We start from the raw sequence: 16,869 nt of genomic DNA, 5'->3' as shown, positions 1-16,869 counted from the left end.
CTACGCCGGGCCAGTGGGGGCGCCGAGCGGTGCGGCAGCCGGCTCCGCGGTGGAGAGAGGCTTCTGGCGGGCCGAAAGGTCTGCCTGATTCATCAGGCCGGACGCAAAAGGCGCCGCTTCAAACTCTTGAACGAGCCGGGCGGCGCGAATGCGGTAGTTTAACATGACGAGCAAAAGCAGCAGGACGGCCGCCCCGCCGTTATGCGCAATGGCGTTGAGCAACGGCCACTGGAAAACGATGTTCGACAGCCCCGTGGCAAATTGCACGAGCACCAGTATCAATACCAGAATCGACAGCCTTCTGAGCGCGGCATGACGTCGCAGCCGGCTCGCCAGCCACGCCAGATACAGCACCACGACCACGGCAAAAGTGCGATGCGCCCAATGGATTGCCACGAGCGCGTCCATGGGAATCACCTCGCCACCGGCCGTCTTGCCCAGTTCACGCCACAGCTTGAAGCCGTTGTGGAAGTCCATCGGCGGAATCCATTGACCCTGACACGTTGGGAAGTCGGTACATGCCAATACAGCGTAGTTGGTACTTACCCATCCGCCAAGGGCAATCTGGAAGACGAGCAACGCCAGGCCGATCAGCGCCGCCGTACGCCAGCGCAAGGCCCCGGGGTCGGCCGCGACGCTCGCGAGCGGCATCTGTCGCGAGGCCAGCCAGGCAAGCGAGCCCAATAGAGTGAGTGCCAGCATCAGGTGAATGGAGACGATCACCGGCTGGAGCTTCATCGTGACCGTCCATGCGCCGAATGCGCCTTGCACGCAAACGAGGACCAGCAACCCTGTGGCGAGCCACGGCGACTGCTTCAGTTCGCGGCGCTTCACCCAGGCCATGACCATCAGCGCGATGATGAGCACACCCACCGCCATGGCGAAATAGCGGTGGATCATTTCGATCCACGCCTTCACGAACGTGACCGGCCCGCTCGGCAGCAGCAACTGCGCGGCATGAATGTCGGCGTGCGCCGCAAACGGCGACGACGTGCCGTAGCACCCCGGCCAGTCGGGGCAGCCCAGCCCCGAATCCGTCAGCCGCGTGAAGCCGCCGAACATGATCAGGTCGAGCGTGAGATAGGTCGTCACCCAGGCCAGTTTGCGGTACTTGTTGGTGTCGCGGCGCAACACCACCCAACCGAGCGGCAGCACCGCGATGCACAGGCCGATGAAGCCCAGTTCCAGAAGGTAAAGCATTGGTTTTACGTCAGTTCTTCGTCATGTCCGGCGTGGCGCAACGCCACACGCGAGGGTTCATTCCGGCACCATCCTGCATCACATCCTGCATCACAAGTTGGCGCCCACTCCGCTCACCGTATCAACCCGTGCCGGACCACTTGAGCAGGCGCGACAGGTCGCTCTTGATCTTGCCCGGATCGGCGTTCTTCGGGAACGCCATCATCAGGTTGCCCAGCGGGTCGACCAGATAAATGTGGTCGCGCAAGCCAGTGCCCTCCTGTGTGGGCAACCACGCGGCGAGCGCGACCGGATCCGCACGCAAACGCCGCGTGTCGGGATAGGCGTCATCGATCTGCTTCGACACGGCAGCACCGTCGGTGACAAGCCACAGGGTCTCGACACGCGTGCGCTCGTTGCCCTGCAGAACGCGGATCTGCCGCATGTAGAACAGCTTGCTGACGCAGTTCTCGTCGCAGGTGGCGGTATCCGCACTGATCATCAGCCACTTTCCCTTGAGCGAGGACAGCGGCAGGTTCTCGCCCGTCTCGTCATCGTGGACGACCAACGTGGGCAGGGGCCGCTGAGGTTCGACCAACTTGCCGTAGGCCGACGTGCCGCCTTGGGGCTTGAAGACGAAATACATCAGGTATGCCGCGACCGCAGGCGCCGCGCACACCGCGAACAGCAGTACGAGCATACGTCGCGCGCGACGTCGCTGCACCGGGTCGATGGCGGGATTGCCGGGGTTCCCCGCGTTTGCGGCGGTCCTCACGTCTGCACTCATATTCACCTATGCCCTTATGCCTATGCCTTTATGCCGATGCCCTTATGCGCTCATGCCCGCACCATGCTGCTGACGGCCGCGTCGATATGCGATTCGCAGACCGAGCACCGCCAGTATCAGCGACAGACCGAACCACTGGGCCATATAACCATAATTGCGATCCGCCCCGCTCGCCGGCGCGGGCCAGTCGCGCAACAGGTGGTCGCCCGTGTCGTTCGTCTGCATGATGACGAACGGCTGCAACGGTAGCGACGTTTCACGCGCGTAATCCGCCACGTCCAGATTCTGGCGAATCGCCAGCCCCGCAGCGGAACCACCGTGCCCCAGTTCGAAGGCGCGCGACGGATCCTGTGTGGCAATGCCTTCTACCGTAACGTCGCCCGCCGGGGTGGCGTACGGCATGATCGCTTCGCGATCGCGCAAGTCACGCGGCAACCAGCCACGATTGACGAGCACGACGTGTTCCGGCGAGACCTGCAACGCCATCACCACATAGAAGCCGGGCAGTTCGTTGCGCGGCCGGTTGTCCAGATACACCACGCGGTTCGTCAAAAAACGCCCGGTCACGCGTACCCGTCGGTGTGTCACGTCTGCGAGCGAATAGGCCCGGTCGCCAAGTGCGATCACCGGCGCACGCTCTGCCTGTTCGATCTGTGCCTGGCGCGCCAGGCGCATCTGCGCGCGCTGATACTGCCACACGCCAAGCGACGCGCTCAGTATCACGCCCAGCAGAATCAGCACCGTCGGCACCGGCCGCATGCCACGCAAAAGGGTTTTCAACACATCCGTTCCCAGTCCGACAGTCCCAACATTCCCAACCGCCCCAGCAGTCGCTGCGGCCGTCCGATGGCGCACGACGCGAGCGGAATACACTGCATTGCAGCGTGCCAGCACAGGGGCATTGCCCGATAATGAAACATTCCCGTGCCCGGACACATCATGCGCATCATCGTTGCCATCGCCTTCGTCCTGATTCTCGGCAGTCTGGCGTCCGCATTGTTTTTCATGATGCGGGACAAGGGCCGATCGAACCGCACCGTGCAATCGCTCGCGGTGCGCGTCGGCCTGTCGGTGACGCTGTTCCTGCTCATCCTCTTCGCCAACTGGATGGGCTGGATTCACAGCACGGGCATACGATACTGAGTCCCGCACCGCCCTCCTGCGGCAAATCGCCGCACCCTTTCTCCGTCGCTCTGCCTGACGCCAAAGAACGTCTTTCTGCGCCGGGCGTCGATGCATTGCGGCGCGCCAAGCGATGAAACTGCGACGCTGCGACATAAGGCCGCATTCCCCGCCGCGCCTGCCGCGACTGAGCTGAAAGCCCCTACTGGCCTATCCGGCAAGCGCACGCCACGTCCGCAAATGGAAACGCCGCCGGAATCCGGCGGCGCCCTGGGCGTTGACGGTATCGACGAGGTCCGGCGTCAGAGCCAGTAGACGACGACGTACAGCCCCAGCCAGACCACGTCCACAAAGTGCCAGTACCAGGCTGCGCCTTCGAAACCGAAGTGATGATCCGGCGTGAAGTGCCCCTTCATCAGACGCACCAGCATGACGGAGAGCATGATCGCGCCCATCATCACGTGAAAACCGTGAAAGCCGGTGAGCAGGAAGAACGTCGAGCCATAGACGCCCGAGGTCAGCTTCAGGTTCAGTTCGGTGTAAGCGTGGTGATATTCGTACGCCTGAAAGCCCAGGAACACGAAACCGAGCACGACGGTGGCGAACAGCCAGAAGATCGCGCTGCCACGATGGTTCGCCCGCAGGGCGTGGTGCGAAATCGTGAGCGTGACGCCTGAGGTGAGCAGCAGTGCCGTGTTGAGCGTCGGGATCGGCCACGGACCCATCGTCTCGAACGCGTCGACCACACCTGCCGGGCCGGTGTTCGGCCATACGGCGGTGAAGTCGGGCCACAGCAGCTTGTTATCGAGGTCGCCCAGCCATGGCATGGCCAGCGTGCGGGCATAGAACAACGCCCCGAAGAATGCGCCGAAGAACATCACTTCCGAGAAGATGAACCAGCTCATGCCCCAGCGGTAGGACACGTCGATGCGCTTGCTGTACAGACCGCCCTCGGACTCTGCGATGGAGTCGCCGAACCAGCTGCGCAGCACCCAAAGTACCCACAGCAGGCCGACCAGCGCCGTCCACGGCGCCCACGACAGTCCGTTGACCCACGCGGCGGCCGACGCGAGCACCACCAGCAAGCCGACGCTGCAGCTCACCGGGTGACGCGAGGGGGCCGGCACGAAGTAGTAAGGCGCCGTTTGGTGTTGACCACTCATTCTTATCTCTCCAGGCTTGGTTCTCTTTGTCTATGCCACTCACGTCGCGAGCCGAATGGCGAGCTTCGCCAGAAACACCAGCGCCACGACGAACAGGATGCCCCCGATCAGTCCCGCAACGATCAGATGCACAGGGTTGAGCTGCGCCATGTCGCGGTCGTGATCACGTCCCTTGCGCACACCGAAAAACGACCAGAACACCGCACCGATGGTCTGGAAGAATGACAGTTTGCGCTGGGTCGCCTCCTTCAGGTCATCCATTGCCGCCCTTGCCTCCTCCTGTCGCTCCTGCGCTCACCTCGCCGACCGGCGAACCCGTCGGGGCGTCCGCGCGTTGGTTGGCGTCGTTCTTGCCGAGATCGAAAAAAGTATAGGACAGCGTGATCGTATTCACATCCTTGGGCAGCTTCGTGTCGACCACGAACACCACCGGAAACTCCTTGGCCTCACCGGCCTTGAGGGTTTGCTGCGTGAAGCAGAAACACTCGATCTTCTTGAAGTAGCTCGCCGCCTGTGCCGGCGCGTAGCTGGGAATCGCCTGCGCGCGCACTTCATGCGGTTGTTGATTCGCCACTTCGTATTCGATGGTCGCCATCTGCCCCGGATGCACCGTCAGGCTGCTCTTCGCCGGCTTGAAGCGCAGCGGTCCCTGCGCGTTGGCGTCGAACTCGACCGTGATCGTGCGACTCTCGTCGACCTGCGAATTACGCGCACTGATCTGCGTGGTGCGATCGCCGAGCTGGTTAATGCCCACGAGGTCGCAAAACGCGCGGTAGAACGGCACCATCGCGTAGCCGAATCCGAACATCACCGCGACGAGCAGCAACAGCTTGCTGAAGGTGCGTGCGTTGATGCGTCGCAGGCCGGCCATTCAGATACCGCCCAGCAGCTTGGTCTTGATCATCACGCCGACGAAGAAGGCCAGCACGACCGAGCCGAGAATCAGCCCGGTGCGCAGGTTCTTCGCCCGCTGTTCACGACTGAGCGCCATGCTCAATGCACCTTCGGCGGCGTCTCGAACGTATGGAACGGCGCCGGGCTCGGCACGGTCCACTCCAGCCCTTCCGCGCCATCCCACGGCTTGGCTTCGGCGGCCTTGCCACCGCGCCATGCCGGCAGCGCCACCCAGAACAGGAAGTACACCTGCATCAGGCCGAAACCGAAGGCGCCAATGGTCGCCAGCTGGTTGAAGTCGGTGAACTGCGCCGGGTAGTCGGCATAGCGACGCGGCATGCCTGCCAGCCCCAGGAAGTGCATCGGGAAGAACGTCACGTTGAACGTGATGAGCGAGCCCCAGAAGTGGAACTTGCCGCGCCACTCGTTGTACATGTGGCCTGTCCACTTCGGTACCCAGTAATAGAACCCTGAGAACAACGCGAAGAGTGAACCGGCCACCAGCACATAGTGGAAGTGCGCCACCACGTAGTAAGTCCCGTGCATCTGGATATCGAGCGGTGCGAGCGAGAGCATCAGGCCAGTGAAGCCGCCCATCGTGAACACGAAGAGGAAGCCGACGGCGAAGAGCATCGGCGTCTCGAACGTGAGCGCGCCCTTCCACATCGTGGCGACCCAGTTGAAGACCTTCACGCCCGTGGGCACGGAGATCAGCATCGTCGCGTACATGAAGAACAGCTGCCCCGTGACCGGCATGCCCGTCACAAACATGTGGTGCGCCCACACCATGAACGACAGGATCGCGATCGATGCCGTGGCGTACACCATCGAGCTATAGCCAAAGAGCGGCTTACGCGAGAACGCCGGAATGACCTGCGAGACGATCCCGAACGCCGGCAGAATCATGATGTACACCTCCGGGTGTCCGAAGAACCAGAAGATGTGCTGATACATGACGGGATCGCCGCCGCCCGCCGCGTTGAAGAACGACGTGCCGAAGTGACGATCCGTGAGCAGCATCGTGATCGCGCCGGCGAGCACCGGCATCACGGCGATGAGCAGGTAGGCGGTGATCAGCCACGTCCACACGAACATCGGCATCTTCATGAGCGTCATGCCCGGCGCGCGCATGTTCAGAATCGTGACGATGATGTTGATCGCGCCCATGATCGACGACGCGCCCAGAATGTGGGCCCCAAAGATCGCCAGATCCTGGCCCGGTCCCATCTGTACCGACAGGGGCGCGTACATCGTCCAGCCGGCGGCGGTGGCGCCGCCCGGCACTAGGAACGACGAGATCAGCAGCAAGCCACCGACCGGCAGCAGCCAGAAGCTGAAGTTGTTCATGCGCGCGAACGCCATGTCCGAAGCGCCGATCTGCAGCGGGATCATCCAGTTCGCGAAACCCACGAACGCCGGCATGATCGCGCCGAAAATCATCACCAGCCCGTGCATCGTCGTGAGCTGATTGAAAAACTCCGGACGAATGAACTGCAAGCCCGGCTCGAACAATTCGGCGCGGATCATCAAGGCCATCACGCCGCCCGAGAGCAGCATGACGAACGAGAAGATCATGTACATCGTGCCGATGTCCTTGTGATTCGTCGCGAACAGCCAGCGACGCCATCCGTGCGGATGGTCGTGCGCGTGATCGTCGTGACCCGCCACGTGATCGTGAGCGATGGAACTCATACCCAATCTCCTTGCTTCGAACTGGTCGAACGACTTAACTGTTCTTCGCTGCGTCTGCCGCGGCGCCGGCCGCGTTGGCCGACTTGTTGCCGCGTGCCTCACGCACCTGCGCCGGCTGAACGACGTCGCCGGTCTTGTTGCTCCACGAATTGCGCTCGTACGTGATGACGGCCGCAAGCTCCACATCGTTCAGGTGCGACCAGTTCGGCATCGCATTCTTGCCATGCAGCACGATGCTGACGTGATCCGCCACCGGACCGGTCACGATCTTGCCGCCATCGAGCGCCGGGAACGCGCCGCCGCCCTTGCCGTTGGGCTGGTGGCACACCGCGCAATTCGATGCGTAGACCTTCTGGCCGCGCTCCATCAATTCCTGCACGGTGTAAGTCTTGTTCGGATCGTCCGCCGACGCCGCCATCTGCTTCTTCTGCGCGTCGACCCACTTGTTGTAGTCGTCTTCCGATACCACCTTCACGACCACCGGCATGAACGCGTGTTCCTTGCCGCACAGTTCGGTGCAGAAGCCGCGATATTCGCCGACCTTCTCGGCTTTGAACCAGGTGTCGCGCACGAAGCCGGGAATGGCGTCCTGCTTGATGCCGAAGGCAGGCACGTAGAACGAGTGGATGACGTCGTTGGCCGTGGTGATCAGACGCACCTTCTTGTTGACCGGCACGACCATCGGGTTGTCGACTTCCTGCAAGTACGTGTTGCTCTTGGGCTCGGCGCCGTCGATCTGGCTGCGCGGGGTCGTGAGCGTGGAGAGGAACTTGATGCCCTCGCCTTCTCCCTTCAGGTAGTCGTAGCCCCATTTCCACTGATAGCCGGTCACCTTGATGGTGAGATCGGCGTTGGTGGTGTCCTTCATCGCGACGACCGTCTTCGTGGCGGGCAACGCCATGAGAATCACGATGATGAACGGCACGACCGTCCAGATCACCTCGACCGTGGTGCTTTCGTGGAAGTTCGCGGGCTGATGGCCCTTGGATTTGCGGTGCTTGATGATCGAGTAGAACATCACGCCGAACACCGCGAGGAAGATCACCAGGCAGATGATCAACATCATGGTGTGAAGGCTGTGAAGCTCTTGCGCGAGCTTCGTCACCGGCGGCTGGAAGTTGAGTTCGTTGACGGCCGGCCCCCCCGGCATATCCGTGACCACCGCCAGTGCCGGAGCGCCGACGAGCAGTGAGGCGCCCGCAAGGAAAGCCGCCAAGGCGTGTTTCGTTTTTTTCATAGCTTCCTTACCCAAAATTACCATCCAAATCCTCCCTGGCGGTCGCCCGAGATCGTCTCCATCTCTCAGGCCTGTTGGGCAAGACAACGGCGCAGCTCGCGCGCAAACGTTTCGCGGCGATGCGGCGCAAGATAGGCACCGACGGTGACCGAGCGGCTACCCGAGCGCAAGACGATGCGCGTACGCGGCGGCTTCTCGATGTCGATGCGCACCCAGCGGGGATTGAACTCGAACTGCGTCAACCTCTGTGCTGAACGTTGCTCGACCACAAGGCTCACGGGCGACAACCGAATGACCTCGTAATCTGTGGCATGCCGGGCATGAATGACGAACGCAACGCCCACCACGAGCAAGTCCAGGCCTGTGAACGGCAAGACCAACCACCCACCGCGCCACGCCGCAATCAAGGCAACACCCAGTGACACGGCGGCCAACGACAGGTAGAACAGGACAAACTGGCGCGGCGATATCGCGCAGTTGCGCTTGTGCTTCCATTCCTTCGTCACCGATCCGGCTTCGGAAGAAGAGGCTGCGAGCATCGCCGTCACCCGTGGGGCATTTTGGGTCTTTCATGTCCGACGGCCGGGAACCAGTTGCGTCCGGGCCGCGACAAACTGCCGCATTATAGAACGCGCATTCTCCAAGCGACAACATTGATACCGAGTATTTGGCGCGCCATAGCATCCTCCTGAACCCATTGATGCAAAAGGGAAATCCGGTAATTCCCCTAGCGAAAAATCTCAGCGACCGGGCGACTACGGGATACTCCCTATGCGCCGACGGTTTGACACATTGCAACACGATGCGACTCGTTGCGGTGTCCTGAATACCCTGATCGACAAGACGCACGATCGATGCTCTGCGTCGTTTCGCATGGCGTCGTGGCGCGTCGCCAACCTCACCCCGAGTGCGCAACGCGCTCCGCTGCGATGCGGGATTCGTCCGATATCCATTCACAGTAGACGGCGTCGCGGATTTCGCGTGCGACGTTATGTCGCGCCCCCTTCATTCGGCTTCGCAAACGTGACCGACGGCATAGACACGACATGGCCGCCTTTGGGCAACGGCAGCCTCGCGAAGCGTCGGCGACATCCCGGACGACATTCGCGCCATGTCCGGGCGACACGCCATGCGCACGGCCATGAGACGCATGCTACAAGCGAAACATGTTCCCTACATCGTCATGCCATGTGCGCCACGCGACACTTCACCCCACGTTCGTTTTCCGACGGTCTCGGTGCCTTGCGGACCGCCAGGGATGTCGACGCCCTGCGCGCTTTGTTGCCGTCGCTGTGTGCCTCGCTCGGGCAACGGTTCTTCCGCTATTGCGGCCGTTTCCCGCTGCCCGACGGTTCCGTTGCGACGCGGCGCCTCGACAATCTCCTGCCCGACTGGCGACAACGTTACGAGCAGCACTATGAAGCGATCGATCCGGCGCTCGCGCGTGCCGCGCGTCAGCTCACGCCCGTCGAATGGACCGCCGGGTTGTACACGTCCCCCGAAGCCCTGTGCCTGCGCGACGAGCAGCGCGCCGCAGGGTTGCGCTTCGGCGTGACGTACCCTGTCTTCACCCCCTCCGGCGCGTTGGGCACGCTGAGCTTGTCGTCGCCGCGTCGGTCGCCATTGCGGCGTCACGCGCGACGCCTGTGCGATACGGTAGCGACCGGCGCACACGTGTGGCGACAGCATGCAGGGGTGGTGCTGGCCACGCATCTGCACGAGGCCGTCTGGCGCGTCGTACAACGCGACACGGCCGCGCGTGCGAACCACCGCGCCGCGCCCGCGTTGACGCCTCGCGAGCGAGAGTGTCTGCGGTGGGTTGCGCGCGGCAAGACGTCGTGGGAGATCGGCCGCATTCTCACCCTCTCCGAGCATGGGGTGGTATTCCATTTGCGCTCCGTCATGCGCAAGTTTGGCGTGTCGAGTCGCCATCGCGCCGCGAAACTGGCGAGCGACTACGGGCTGCTCGACGACACCGCCACACCGCCATTGCCGAACATCACTTGCGTGTCGCCAGATCGGCAAGCGTCCTGTAGCGTGTCAACGTAAAGGTATCGGTCGCTGCGTTCGTGAACGATCCGCCGCCGAGACGTCCCACCGGACGCAGCCCGTGCACGTCCACGTGGCACGTATTGGGATCGAGCAATGCCTCATCGACGTGTGCGACGAGCACCGTCCCCAGCACGAGCCATCCGCCGCCCGGCGCGGCACTGATTTCAATGACGTCGCGCACCCGGCACTCGTAAGCGACGGAAGCCTCCTTGACGCGCGGTGGACGCACCCGCGAAGACGCTACCGGCGTCGTTCCGGTGAGGTCGAATTCCGATTCCCCTGCGGGCAGCGGAGCGGCCGACAGATTCACCGCGTCGATGCAGGAGGCGCTGGCGACATTGACCACGAATTCCGGTACCGCTTCGATGTTGCGCAGGGTGTCCTTCTTGCGTTTGGGCGGTGGTGGTACGACCGGGCAGAACAGCACGGTCATCGGCACACAACACACGCCCATGAAGTAGGCGTATGGCGCCAGGTTCGGCCTGCCCTGAGCATCGATCGTACTGATCCACGCGATCGGGCGGGGCAGGATCGTACTCATCATGAAGTTGTAGATCTTCGCCTCGTCGAGCGTCGACGGGTCCAGTTCCATCGTGCCTCCTCAATAGTCGTTGATTCGCCGTCGGCGGCGACTCACCGCAGCGCCGCGGTCCCGATGTCCCGAGGTCCATGGGACCTGTGGTTCTGTGGTTCTGTGGTTCTGTGGTTCTGTGGTTCTGTGGTTCTGTGGTTCTGTGGTTCTGTGATCCAGTCATCCGGCCGAAACCGCGCGAATGGCAACGGCCATTACAGGTGCGTGTCGTGCGTACTTCGAGACCTGTCGTTCCACTCACGTCCCGGCTGATACGATGCCCGCCAGGCGAAGGACATCGTGTGCGCACCCCCATGACAACGTGAAACCGCCGCCACCGTGACCGTAGTTGTGAAAGAGGCGAGCATGCTTGTCGTCTCGCGCGACGCGCGGCGCACCTCGTATCGGACGAAATCCGATGCGGGCGTCGATCACACGCAACTTGGCAACCCCGTCGCACAAACGCGTGCAGCGATGCAGGATGTCCCGAATCTGCGGCTCGGCGATCACCGTCGACGTCAGACCCGGATCTGCCGTCCCGCCCAGCACAATGTCGTGCACGCGCTCAACGATGTAGGTGGGCAGCGCAGGATCGGAGTCGTCGATATGGCACCCGCTCACCGCATCGTCACGCGCAGCGCGCAGCACGATCGCGCGCGAGAGCGACAGCGCATCATCGCCAAACCGTCGACTACCGTAGCCGCAGCAATTCACCACAACTTCGGCCTCGTCGAGCAACGGCACCGGGTCATCGACGCAGCGCTGCACATACGTTCCGCCCAGTTCGAGGAACATGTTCATCAGATATCGGAGGTAGGTCCCGGTATCGGCGACCGGCACATCCATACGGTACGCGCAGGTGAAACGCGACGACATCCCGGTGTCTCGCACACGCGTCAGATTGGCGACACACTCCGCCCACCACGGTTCGCCCGCGTCGCGTCGAAAGTACTCGGTCAGCGGTTTCGTGATCACCCCCGATGCGGTATCGGCGGACAGTCGGCGCATCGTGGCGTAGGTGTGGCGTGCGCGCGCCAGATAGACGAGATCGGGGGCCTGATAGAACGGATGCCAGATCGCGGCGGCCAGCGACGACGTCGTCTGCGCAGGTCCCTCCGCCGCGTGGATGGCAACGCGGCACCCCGAGAGCGCCATGGCGACGGCCGTCGTCAAGCCGCTGACACCGGCGCCGAGAACGACGACTCGTTCGCGGCTCACAGCCCCTTCCCCCCGGTAATCGACGAGTGCCCGCCATTCGAAATCGGCTGTGATGCTGACTGTGAATTCTGCTGCGAAATCGTCTGCGATGCCGACCGCGATATCAACTGCGATGTCGATACCGACGCCGATGTGGGTGGCGATGTGGGTGGCGATGTGGGTGGTGATTTGGGTGGTGATGGGAGCTGCGAGATGTCGACACACGACGGTTCCGTCACGTGCGCCATGCGATCGAAGCCCTGTGGCGACTTCATGCCGCTGCCGGTACCGAGCAACACCACCTGTTCGCCCGCGCGAATTCGTCCCGAGTCGCGACTTGCGTGGAGGGCCGCGTAACCGGCCGCCGTCGACGGTTCAAACCACAAGCCGAAGCGCTGCGCGAGCGCGCGCGATGCCCATGCAATGTCCGAATCGGTCAGTGCGACGCACGCACCACGTGTCGTGCGCAGCGCGTGTAACGCGGCGAAGTGATCGCGAGGACGACCGACCGCGAGGCTGTCTGCCACCGTATCCGGGACGACCTCCGTAGGCGCTTCGGGCAACGCCGTCGTCTCGTCCCCCCGTTGCCAATCACGCGAGATGCTGTTTGAACTGACGGCTTGCGCCGCCATCAATCGCGGCACTGCAGACGTGATGCCCAGCGCGAACAGGTCGAGAAAGCCCGCCGCCACGCCGGAGAGAATGTTTCCATCGCCCGTCGGCACGATCACCCAGTCGGGCACCTGCCAGTCGAACGCTTCGGCGATCTCGAACGCGCATGTCTTTTTCCCTTCCCGGGTGAAAGGGTTGATGCCGGTGTTTCGGCAACACACCTGTGGGTCGTCCGCCATGCGCTCCGCCATTTCGAACGCATCGTCATAAGTCCCTTGCACCTCGTGGATCTTCGCACCGTACGCCCGGATCTGCGCAAGCTTGACGAAGGGCGTGCGCGCAGGCACGACCACGGTCGCTGCCAGGCCCTGCGACGCCGCTATGCACGCTAGCGAGGCACCGGCATTGCCGGTCGACGCGGTCACTGCGTGGGTGCACCCGGCGCGCTTCGCGACCGCCAGCACGAGTTCGGTCGCGCGATCCTTGAGCGAACCACTGGGATTGCGCGCGTCGTCCTTGACCCACAGTCGCACGCCACCATCGTTGCCGCAATCGACCATCGGCGTGCCGCCCACACGCAATCGACTGCCCCACCGTGCCTCCACCGGCAAAAGCGCCGCATATCGCCACATGCCGTGCATCGCGCTACCGTGGAACGCGCTCAGCACCTCGGCAGCCGATGGCGAATCGGCGTTGGCCCTGCGCTGGACGCGCAAGTTCTGCCCGCAAACAGGGCAGCGATAGCGGATGTCGCCCCACGCCTGCGGCGTCGCACATCGCACGCACGCGTAGCGATAGGAGAATGCCGCCATCACGACAGCGCTCCCGGATTCAACAAGTGCGCCATCACGGCGTTTTGTGCATGCAGACGGTTCGCCGCCTGACGGAAGACCCATGAGGAGACACCTTCCACGACGTCGTCGGTGACCTCTTGCCCACGATCGACCGGCAGGCAATGAAGGTATCCCGCACCGGACGTCGCAAGGCCCATGATGTCAGCGTCCACACACCAGTCCCGGTGCTGCTCGAAAGTGTTGCGCATGGCGACTTCGTCGACGGGATCGCCATGACGCGTCGGCAGGTGTCCCAGGCCGCACCAGGACTTCGCATAAACCGCGTGCGCGTGCGTCACGCCATCGCGCAGATCGTGCGTCACGCGAATACGCGCTCCCGTATCGTCCGCAAACGCCGCTGCCGCCTGCATCACTTGCGGATCGAGTGCGAATGGTTCGGGATGCGCCAACGTGACGTCCATTCCCGATTTGACCGCAGCCAGCAGCAGGCTCTGTGGCACCGCAACAGGCTTGTGCCAACTTCCCGAGTAGGTCCAGGCAATGCACAGGCGTCGACCGGCAAGTTCTCCCAGTTGCTCGCGCAACGTCATCGCGTCCGCGAGCGCCTGACACGGATGAAACCGGTCACACTCCATGTTGATGACAGGTACCCGGCTTGCTTGCGCGAAGGCTTCCAGATGGCGATGCGCAGCGCCATAGACCCAGCCGGCGGGCGCGCCGTACATGCGCACCGCAATCGCGTCACCGTATGACGACAACACCCGGGCCACGTCGGCGACACGCTCCGTTGCGTAGGGGATTTCGGCGTCAGCCAACGCCGGCGTGTAAATCCCGTTTAGCGGATCCAGAACAATGGCGTTTCCGCCTAACCGCATGAGGCCCGTTTGGAAGCTGCTTCGCGTGCGCAGCGAAGGGTTGTAGAAGAGAAAGTAGATCGTCCGGTTGCGAAGCGTGCCCTCGGTATGAAGGGGATATCGGGACTTGAACGACAGCGCCGCGTCGAGCAGCGTTCGATAGTCCTGTGCACTCATCGTCAAATCGGGAGCAAGCCAATGGCAAGTCACACGTCCCTCCTCTGCTCCCGCCTGATCGGCGCCTGCGTCGATGTTTCGCTTTGGTGTGCCTGACACGCTATCGCGGGGGTCTCCAGCGGCGCGCATGCTGCGCGAAGCGCTCGGCACACGACAACCCCAACCGCTCGAAGAGACGTCGTGGCACCAACGCCGCCTCCATCATCTGTATGCCGACTTCCAGTGGATCGATGCTCTCGCCAAGCACCCGGTCCGCCTGCAACGCATCGAGCCCCACCTCGCATAAATGGTCATGCCAGACCGGTATTTCCGGTGCGAGAAAAGCCGTCATCAGCTCAGGCAGCAACGCATCGAGGTACTCGCCCTCGTCCTTCGGCAACGACGGCAACCACTCCCCCGAGAAATGAACGAATGCCGCCTGATGACGCAGCTCGTCGGCACCGTGTTCGGTCAACAGCATTCGCACAGGCGGATAGATGTCGTCTCCCGCGCCCGCCTGACGCAACGTGGTCGTAATCAGGGTCTCCGTCACACAAGCCGCCGCAATGATCGCCAGATCCCGGTAGTGCATCGGCGCACCATCGCAAAGCGACTGCACACGCGCAACGCTCAACGACGGCCCCTGAGCCAGCACATACCCGGTCGCGCGCTGACAATGCCCCCGGAAGCGCTCCATCATCCACGTATGAAATCCTTCGTCGGTGTAGATGGCCAGCAAGTCGTCTCGCGTGACCGAGGTGATTCGTGGAATCTCCAGCATCCGTTCAATGGCGCGATTGACGATGCCTAACTCGACACGCTCGGTCTTGTTGAGGTAGTCCTCAAACCGAAGTGCGCTCAACCGTTGTCGCGCCGATTGCCCAAGCTCGCACACCAGCGGATGCATGGCATAGGGCATGAGCGAAACGTTGAAGAACAAGTGGCCCGGCTCAAGACTCGGAAACGGCGCTTCGGTCGCGCAGCGGGTAACCGCCGCTACCTCGCGCCACGGTCGTTGCGGCGAAGGGGTCACCTCGGGCGCGCCGTATGCGCGATCCCGGCTGCCGGCGTCGGTTGTCATATCAGGCATTGGGCCACCCGTGGAATTAAGCATCGGAGGCGGCTTGCGCGACCGGCGCGGACTCGCGGGGGTCGAGCAACACGAGACTTGCGCGTTCGGGGCCGAGACCCAGCCCTGCCAATGGCGCACCGATGTGTCGCTCCACGAAATCGATGAATCCGATCAGCGCGGCATCAAGTGTCCCTTCGCGACCTGACGTGATCGACTGTGCGGTCAGGCCCGGATAAATCTGCACATCGGGCAACGCGTCTTCCGGTACAGCGTCGCCATGCACGCGAACGGGCACCCCTTGATAGGAGGAGTTCGCATAGTGCGTCAGACAATCCACCTTGTTGAGGTACACACAGTCCACACCATGCGCTTTGATGACGTCTCGCAATTCGCCAAGATCCAGCATGCCGATGCGACGCGGACGACCGGTTCCCGTACCGTACTCGTCGGTGAGCATGCGAAGGGCGGTCCCGACATCCAGCGGATCGCTGGAGCGCAGCAACGATTGCGCGGAGAATCGCGTTTTCTCCTGCGCCTTGCCGATATTCGACACGGACGCTTCGTGGCAGTACCGTGCGGAACGCTCGCCGCCCAACTCGGCGGGAAACGGCCCCCGCCCGACTCGCGACACGATGGCCTTGGCCACGCCAATGACCCGCCGATGGTATTTGGGCGAAAGATCGCCCCCCACGTACGCATAGGCGGGCACGGTGTGGCTGGACGTGACATAGGGCTGGCTTCCGTCCACCACGTCGAGCAAGACCGACTGTGCGCCTTCGAAGAGCACTCTCGCCCCGGCTTTCACGCGATTCGTGAGCCATGTGCGATCGGGCTGGACGTAGCAACGCAGCGTCTTTGCGACCTTGGGCAGACTCAGAAGCAAATCCGACATCTCCGCCACCCACGGTGAGGTTCCGCCGTCTGCGTTGATCATGCGCATGAAAATGTCGCGCATCGCAACGACGGTGTCCGTCTCGTTGCCCAACAAGTCGCCAAGCATCAGATTCACACGGGTATCGTTGCGCACGCGCAGCGCACGATCTGCATAGCACGGGCCAATGCCATTGCCCGTGGTGCCGATCGTATCGCCGCCTCTTCGGTCCATCGCGATGTGATGCGGCTGCACCAGTGCCGCGCGCGCACTGATATGCAGACGCCCTTCGAGCGACACGCCCATCTCCCGCACTTGCTCGATTTCCTCGGCCAGTTTCCACGGATTGATGGCGCATCCCGAACCGATGTAGAGCGTCGCATGCGGATGAAAAACCCCGGAGGGCAACTGCTTTAGCGCGATCCTGCCGTGTGGGGTGTCGATGGTGTGGCCAGCGTTCGCGCCGCCGTTAAAGCGCGCGATCACGTCGTATCCCGGCGCGAGAGCGTCGATGATCTTCGCCTTGCCTTCGTCGCCGTATTGCAGTCCGACGAGCACGTCGGCGAATCCTTCGGCAGCGTGCGAAACGCGATCGGCTGAGAGCGATAAGGGCGAT

General features: G+C 62.8%; 17 protein-coding genes and 1 pseudogene. 2 read left to right on the top strand and 16 right to left on the bottom strand.

Features of this window, described 5'->3' with window-relative positions; translation table 11 throughout:
* The 3 genes from PCA31118_RS08605 to PCA31118_RS08595 all read right to left on the bottom strand — a co-directional run bounded on the left by PCA31118_RS08605 (position 1) and on the right by PCA31118_RS08595 (position 2,725).
* Positions 1-1,200, bottom strand: coding sequence for a COX15/CtaA family protein (locus PCA31118_RS08605; RefSeq protein ID WP_150624814.1), 1,200 nt, complete (start codon positions 1,198-1,200; stop codon positions 1-3).
* A 121-nt stretch (positions 1,201-1,321) separates the two neighbouring features.
* On the bottom strand, positions 1,322-1,966 hold the full coding sequence (locus PCA31118_RS08600; RefSeq protein WP_150624813.1) for an SCO family protein: 645 nt from the start codon (positions 1,964-1,966) through the stop codon (positions 1,322-1,324).
* 42 nt (positions 1,967-2,008) lie between these two features.
* Positions 2,009-2,725: an SURF1 family protein gene (locus tag PCA31118_RS08595; RefSeq protein ID WP_150625181.1), complete on the bottom strand. Its 717-nt coding sequence runs from the start codon at positions 2,723-2,725 to the stop codon at positions 2,009-2,011.
* Between the two features lie 180 nt (positions 2,726-2,905).
* On the opposite strand from PCA31118_RS08595, the gene PCA31118_RS08590 reads away from it, so the two are divergent.
* Positions 2,906-3,109: a twin transmembrane helix small protein gene (locus PCA31118_RS08590; RefSeq protein WP_044453748.1), complete on the top strand. Its 204-nt coding sequence runs from the start codon at positions 2,906-2,908 to the stop codon at positions 3,107-3,109.
* Between the two features lie 281 nt (positions 3,110-3,390).
* Here PCA31118_RS08590 and PCA31118_RS08585 read toward each other — a convergent pair whose 3' ends face one another.
* The 7 genes and pseudogenes from PCA31118_RS08585 to PCA31118_RS08560 form a co-directional block, all read right to left on the bottom strand.
* The gene (locus PCA31118_RS08585; protein WP_044453746.1) at positions 3,391-4,251 is read right to left on the bottom strand and encodes a cytochrome c oxidase subunit 3; all 861 of its coding nucleotides are present in this window, start codon (positions 4,249-4,251) and stop codon (positions 3,391-3,393) included.
* Between the two features lie 39 nt (positions 4,252-4,290).
* Positions 4,291-4,512 carry a DUF2970 domain-containing protein gene (locus PCA31118_RS08580; RefSeq protein WP_044453744.1) on the bottom strand — a complete coding sequence of 74 codons (222 nt, stop codon included), beginning with the start codon at positions 4,510-4,512 and terminating at the stop codon, positions 4,291-4,293.
* Positions 4,505-5,122: a cytochrome c oxidase assembly protein gene (locus tag PCA31118_RS08575; RefSeq protein ID WP_150624812.1), complete on the bottom strand. Its 618-nt coding sequence runs from the start codon at positions 5,120-5,122 to the stop codon at positions 4,505-4,507. Before PCA31118_RS08575 ends, PCA31118_RS08580 begins: the two co-directional genes overlap by 8 nt.
* On the bottom strand, positions 5,123-5,242 hold the full coding sequence (locus tag PCA31118_RS27190; RefSeq protein WP_217431254.1) for a cytochrome oxidase small assembly protein: 120 nt from the start codon (positions 5,240-5,242) through the stop codon (positions 5,123-5,125).
* Positions 5,243-5,244: 2 nt separating this feature from the next.
* Entirely contained in the window at positions 5,245-6,837 is a 1,593-nt protein-coding gene (gene ctaD, locus PCA31118_RS08570) for a cytochrome c oxidase subunit I (RefSeq protein ID WP_150624811.1), read from the bottom strand.
* 46 nt (positions 6,838-6,883) lie between these two features.
* Positions 6,884-8,098, bottom strand: a pseudogene (gene coxB / locus PCA31118_RS08565) (cytochrome c oxidase subunit II); the annotation flags it as partial.
* A gap of 41 nt (positions 8,099-8,139) precedes the next feature.
* Complete coding sequence (locus tag PCA31118_RS08560; protein WP_150624810.1) at positions 8,140-8,613, bottom strand: DUF2244 domain-containing protein; 474 nt, start codon at positions 8,611-8,613, stop codon at positions 8,140-8,142.
* Positions 8,614-9,262: 649 nt separating this feature from the next.
* Here PCA31118_RS08560 and PCA31118_RS08555 point away from each other — a divergent pair.
* Positions 9,263-10,123, top strand: coding sequence for an autoinducer binding domain-containing protein (locus PCA31118_RS08555; RefSeq protein ID WP_174990398.1), 861 nt, complete (start codon positions 9,263-9,265; stop codon positions 10,121-10,123).
* Here PCA31118_RS08555 and PCA31118_RS08550 read toward each other — a convergent pair.
* The 6 genes from PCA31118_RS08550 to PCA31118_RS08520 all read right to left on the bottom strand — a co-directional run bounded on the left by PCA31118_RS08550 (position 10,074) and on the right by PCA31118_RS08520 (position 16,811).
* The gene (locus PCA31118_RS08550; protein WP_150624807.1) at positions 10,074-10,718 is read right to left on the bottom strand and encodes a flavin reductase family protein; all 645 of its coding nucleotides are present in this window, start codon (positions 10,716-10,718) and stop codon (positions 10,074-10,076) included. The genes PCA31118_RS08555 and PCA31118_RS08550 overlap by 50 nt on opposite strands.
* Before the next feature lie 237 nt (positions 10,719-10,955).
* A complete protein-coding gene (locus PCA31118_RS08540; protein WP_174990397.1) occupies positions 10,956-11,915 on the bottom strand; it encodes an FAD-dependent oxidoreductase in 960 nt (319 codons plus the stop codon).
* Entirely contained in the window at positions 11,912-13,318 is a 1,407-nt protein-coding gene (locus PCA31118_RS08535; protein WP_174990396.1) for a threonine synthase, read from the bottom strand. The genes PCA31118_RS08540 and PCA31118_RS08535 overlap by 4 nt, the downstream gene beginning before the upstream one ends.
* Positions 13,318-14,331 carry an ornithine carbamoyltransferase gene (locus PCA31118_RS08530; RefSeq protein WP_174990395.1) on the bottom strand — a complete coding sequence of 338 codons (1,014 nt, stop codon included), beginning with the start codon at positions 14,329-14,331 and terminating at the stop codon, positions 13,318-13,320. The genes PCA31118_RS08535 and PCA31118_RS08530 overlap by 1 nt, the downstream gene beginning before the upstream one ends.
* Positions 14,332-14,431: 100 nt before the next feature.
* A complete protein-coding gene (locus PCA31118_RS08525; RefSeq protein ID WP_174990394.1) occupies positions 14,432-15,400 on the bottom strand; it encodes a diiron oxygenase in 969 nt (322 codons plus the stop codon).
* A gap of 16 nt (positions 15,401-15,416) precedes the next feature.
* Entirely contained in the window at positions 15,417-16,811 is a 1,395-nt protein-coding gene (locus PCA31118_RS08520) for an adenylosuccinate synthetase (protein WP_246190136.1), read from the bottom strand.
* Positions 16,812-16,869: the final 58 nt, after the last annotated feature.

It is taken from the genome of Pandoraea captiosa, from assembly GCF_902459775.1.
GTDB lineage: Bacteria > Pseudomonadota > Gammaproteobacteria > Burkholderiales > Burkholderiaceae > Pandoraea > Pandoraea captiosa.
The sequence above is the reverse complement of the archived record's forward strand: the minus strand, read 5'-3'. Positions and strand labels throughout refer to the sequence as shown.

What these genes read in the sequence shown, in the direction of transcription:
- PCA31118_RS08605 (WP_150624814.1), bottom strand. Translation starts at nt 1,200, where the DNA reads ATGCTTTACCTTCTGGAACTGGGCTTCATCGGCCTGTGCATCGCGGTG.
- PCA31118_RS08600 (WP_150624813.1), bottom strand. Translation starts at nt 1,966, where the DNA reads ATGAGTGCAGACGTGAGGACCGCCGCAAACGCGGGGAACCCCGGCAAT.
- PCA31118_RS08595 (WP_150625181.1), bottom strand. Translation starts at nt 2,725, where the DNA reads ATGCGGCCGGTGCCGACGGTGCTGATTCTGCTGGGCGTGATACTGAGC.
- PCA31118_RS08590 (WP_044453748.1), top strand. Translation starts at nt 2,906, where the DNA reads ATGCGCATCATCGTTGCCATCGCCTTCGTCCTGATTCTCGGCAGTCTG.
- PCA31118_RS08585 (WP_044453746.1), bottom strand. Translation starts at nt 4,251, where the DNA reads ATGAGTGGTCAACACCAAACGGCGCCTTACTACTTCGTGCCGGCCCCC.
- PCA31118_RS08580 (WP_044453744.1), bottom strand. Translation starts at nt 4,512, where the DNA reads ATGGATGACCTGAAGGAGGCGACCCAGCGCAAACTGTCATTCTTCCAG.
- PCA31118_RS08575 (WP_150624812.1), bottom strand. Translation starts at nt 5,122, where the DNA reads ATGGCCGGCCTGCGACGCATCAACGCACGCACCTTCAGCAAGCTGTTG.
- PCA31118_RS27190 (WP_217431254.1), bottom strand. Translation starts at nt 5,242, where the DNA reads ATGGCGCTCAGTCGTGAACAGCGGGCGAAGAACCTGCGCACCGGGCTG.
- ctaD (WP_150624811.1), bottom strand. Translation starts at nt 6,837, where the DNA reads ATGAGTTCCATCGCTCACGATCACGTGGCGGGTCACGACGATCACGCG.
- PCA31118_RS08560 (WP_150624810.1), bottom strand. Translation starts at nt 8,613, where the DNA reads ATGCTCGCAGCCTCTTCTTCCGAAGCCGGATCGGTGACGAAGGAATGG.
- PCA31118_RS08555 (WP_174990398.1), top strand. Translation starts at nt 9,263, where the DNA reads ATGTGCGCCACGCGACACTTCACCCCACGTTCGTTTTCCGACGGTCTC.
- PCA31118_RS08550 (WP_150624807.1), bottom strand. Translation starts at nt 10,718, where the DNA reads ATGGAACTGGACCCGTCGACGCTCGACGAGGCGAAGATCTACAACTTC.
- PCA31118_RS08535 (WP_174990396.1), bottom strand. Translation starts at nt 13,318, where the DNA reads ATGGCGGCATTCTCCTATCGCTACGCGTGCGTGCGATGTGCGACGCCG.
- PCA31118_RS08530 (WP_174990395.1), bottom strand. Translation starts at nt 14,331, where the DNA reads ATGAGTGCACAGGACTATCGAACGCTGCTCGACGCGGCGCTGTCGTTC.
- PCA31118_RS08525 (WP_174990394.1), bottom strand. Translation starts at nt 15,400, where the DNA reads ATGCCTGATATGACAACCGACGCCGGCAGCCGGGATCGCGCATACGGC.